Here is a 3,225-nt window from a genome sequence, read left to right on the forward strand (position 1 = left end):
CCGCAGAACCTCGCGGGGGCGGCTTCTCGCGCCTCAGTGGGTCTCGGTGACCTTGGCGAGCGCGCGGGGGGCGTCCGGGTCCTGGCCGCGGGCGATGGTGACCTCGTAGGCCAGCAGCTGCAGCGGCAGGATCTCCAGGATCGGCTGGACCTCCTCGGGCACGCCGGCCGGCAGCGCGAAGCCCGCGCTGGCGGCGTCCACCTGGCCCTGCTGGCCGATCACGACCAGGTCCGCGCCGCGGCCGCGCAGGCGGTCCAGGACGGGCTGCAGGGCCTCGCCGCCCTTGCCGTCCGGGACGATCGCGATGACCGGCGAGACGTTGTCCACCATGGCCAGCGGGCCGTGCAGCAGGTCGGCGCCGGAGAACGGGGACGCCGGGATGTAGGTGGTCTCCATCAGCTTCAGCGCCGCCTCGCGGGCGGTCGGGTAGCCGTAGCCGCGCGAGGTGATGACCAGGCGCTGGGCGAAGCGGTAGCGCTCGGCCAGGTCCTTGACCTCGCCCTGGCGGGCCAGGATGCCGGCCGCCAGGCCGGGCAGCGCCTTCGCCGCGGAGCCGTCGCCGCCGCGCAGGCCCTCGACGAACAGGTACAGCGCCAGCAGCTCGGCGGTGTAGGTCTTGGTGGCGGGCAGCGCCTTCTCCGGGCCGGCCAGCACGTCGATGTGGAACTCGGAGACCTCGGCGAGCGGCGAGGCAGCGTTGTTGGTGACCGCCAGGGTGATCGCGCCGGCCTCGCGGGCCGCCTTGGTGGAGGCCACCAGGTCGGGCGAGCCGCCGGACTGGCTGACCGTGATGACCAGGCAGTCGGCGAGGTCCGGCTTGGCGCCGTACGCGGTGGTGGTCGACATCGAGGTCAGGCCGGCCGGCTTGCCGAGCAGCACCTCGATCAGGTACTTGGCGTACAGCGCGGCGTTGTCGGAGGTCCCGCGGGCGGTCAGCAGGACGAAGCGCGGGTTGCGGGCGGCGATCTGCGCGGCGATCTCACGGATCGCGGGCGCGCCCTCGTCGAGGATGCGCTGCAGGACGGCCGGCTGCTCGGCCATCTCCGCCGACATGATCCTGCCGGGTACGGAAACAGTCTGCGGGTCGGACATCGGGGTGTGCCTCCGTGGAGAGATGGTTCTACCCCGTGGGGCGGGACGCCCGACGGGGACCTCTGAACGGCGGCGAGTCCGCACCCTCGCTGCGTGGAACTGTTCTGAGGCGATCCTACGTGCGACCGGGCCCCGCGGCACACTCCGTGACGGTGCGCCGGGGCCCGGTCTCAGGGATCGGGACGCCGGACGGTCGGCCGGCCGTCCGGTCAGCCCTGGTTGTTGATCAGCTGGTCCATCTCGGCGTCGGCCTCCTTGGTGGCCTCCTCGACGCTCTTGCCGGAGAAGATCGCGTTCAGCATGTTGGGCAGGATGCCCTGCTTCTCGATCGCGCCCCAGCCGGGGGCGAGCGGGGTGAACCAGGCGTTCTCCACCGCGTTGGCGGCGGCGGCGGTGTTGGGCTTGCTCTTCAGCGGGGCGAGCTGGACCAGGTTGTTGGGCAGGGTGTCCTTGTCGGCGAGCAGCTGCTCGGACTTGGTGCTGGTGAACATCCGCACCCAGTCGGTGGCCGCCTGGGCGTTCTGCGACTTGGCGGTGACCGCCAGGTCGGAGCCGCCGATGAAGGACGGCAGCGGCTTGCCGTTCGGGCCGGGCATCGCGGCGAGCTTGAGCACGTCCTTCAGCGCCGGGGTGCCGGTGATCGGGGCGGTGGCGACGTTCTGCTCCCAGCCGTTGGCGTAGATCAGGCCGGCCTTCTCGTGGCCGAGCACCTTGGCCTGGTCCTGCTCGTTGACCTTCAGGTCGCCGCTCTTGTTGTACGTCCTGACCAGCTCGACGAAGTGCTGGAGGCCCTGCTGCGACTTGGCGTCGTGCAGCGAGCCGTGCCAGACGCCGCCCGAGTCGTAGCGGGCGATCGAGCCGCCGTACGCGGTGACGTAGGACATCGCGGCGTACCAGTAGGGGCCGGGCAGGTACAGCGAGGAGTAGCCGGCGCTGTTCCTGCCGTACTTGCTCGCCATCTTGTCGAGGGCGCCGGTCAGCGCCTCCTCGGTCTGCGGGAAGTCGGCGGAGCCGGTGGCTTCCTGGAACATCTTCGAGTTGTAGATGCCGACGCGGGCGCCCGCGTAGTAGGGCACGCAGTAGAGCGTGCTCTCGTAGGTGCAGGTGTCGACCAGACCCTTGATCCAGTTGTCGGAGTTGTCGAAGGTGTTGGCCTCCTGCTTCAGCAGGTCGCCCTTGACGATGTACTTGAGCGTCTCGGTGTTGCCCAGCTCGACCACGTCCGGGGCCCGGCCGTCGGCGATCGCGGCGTCCAGCTCGGCGGTCTTCTTGCCCCAGTCGTGGTAGCTCAGCTTGATCTGGACCTTCGGGTACTTCTCGGCGAACTCGTCGTTCACCTGCTGCACCAGCTCGGGCCAACCCTTCTGGGCGTCGTCCATCAGCCAGACGGTCACGGTGCCGGTCATGTTCTTCGTGTCGACGTTCGTCGGGGAAGGCGACGGGCTGCCGGACGAGCAGCCCGCGGCGGTGGCCAACAGGGCTGCGGTGCTGAGCGTGGCCAGTACCTGACGCTTCACGCGTTCCTCCGGATGGGGGCGGGGAGGTCTGCGCGGTGGTACAGACCAGCTTTCCGGATCTTGGCCTAGACCATTTTGGGGCGTCAACGCGGGTGCGGTTTCGCACCCTGCTCGTTGTCAATCCGTTGTCTTCCCTGTCCCGGCCACGTCAAGAGGTGCCGGGTGATCAACTTTCACATGACTTAATGCTTTCTTAAAGTCACCCTCCGTGTTTTCCGCCGATCAAGGTGCGTTGCGGCTAATCCCCTGGCCACCCCGCCGCACCACGCGCTCCGGCCCGCGGTGCCGCCGAGTACCGTCACCGACCGTGGCGGGACGAACGATCCCATTTCCCGCGCGGCGGCAATCGCCGCGATTCCCGGCCCGTCCGGCCGGGAATGCCCGCGGCCGCGGCAATTGGACAATGGCGATCGCGGCCGCCGGTCCGGATCCGGAGCCCGGATCGGCACCGGATGCGGCAATTCCGCGTCCCGCACTCCGGAACACCTCCCCGACGGCTTTCCGGTCCGGCGCTCGGGGCCGGCGCCCGTCCGCCCGCCAATGGATTTCACCGGGCGCGGTCGGGCGCGGGAAATCGGCCCGCCCGGCCCGGGGCATTCGGCCGGCGGCGTCCCGT

The 3,225-nt window shown here is 70.1% G+C and carries 2 protein-coding genes; both read right to left on the reverse strand.

The genetic code is table 11. The features are described 5' to 3' along the window. Nucleotides 1–33: 33 nt before the first annotated feature. Complete coding sequence (locus ACFUEL_RS37435) at nucleotides 34–1,092, reverse strand: SIS domain-containing protein (RefSeq protein ID WP_380242328.1); 1,059 nt, start codon at nucleotides 1,090–1,092, stop codon at nucleotides 34–36. A gap of 209 nt (nucleotides 1,093–1,301) precedes the next feature. Beyond that, nucleotides 1,302–2,609, reverse strand: coding sequence for an extracellular solute-binding protein (locus tag ACFUEL_RS37440; protein ID WP_380242330.1), 1,308 nt, complete (start codon nucleotides 2,607–2,609; stop codon nucleotides 1,302–1,304). Between the last annotated feature and the right edge of the window lie 616 nt (nucleotides 2,610–3,225).

Origin of the sequence: Kitasatospora sp. NPDC057198 (assembly GCF_042670125.1) — a bacterium.
GTDB lineage: Bacteria > Actinomycetota > Actinomycetes > Streptomycetales > Streptomycetaceae > Kitasatospora.

Excerpts from the sequence above, each read along its gene's own strand:
- ACFUEL_RS37435 (WP_380242328.1), bottom strand. The coding sequence starts at position 1,092 with ATGTCCGACCCGCAGACTGTTTCCGTACCCGGCAGGATCATGTCGGCG.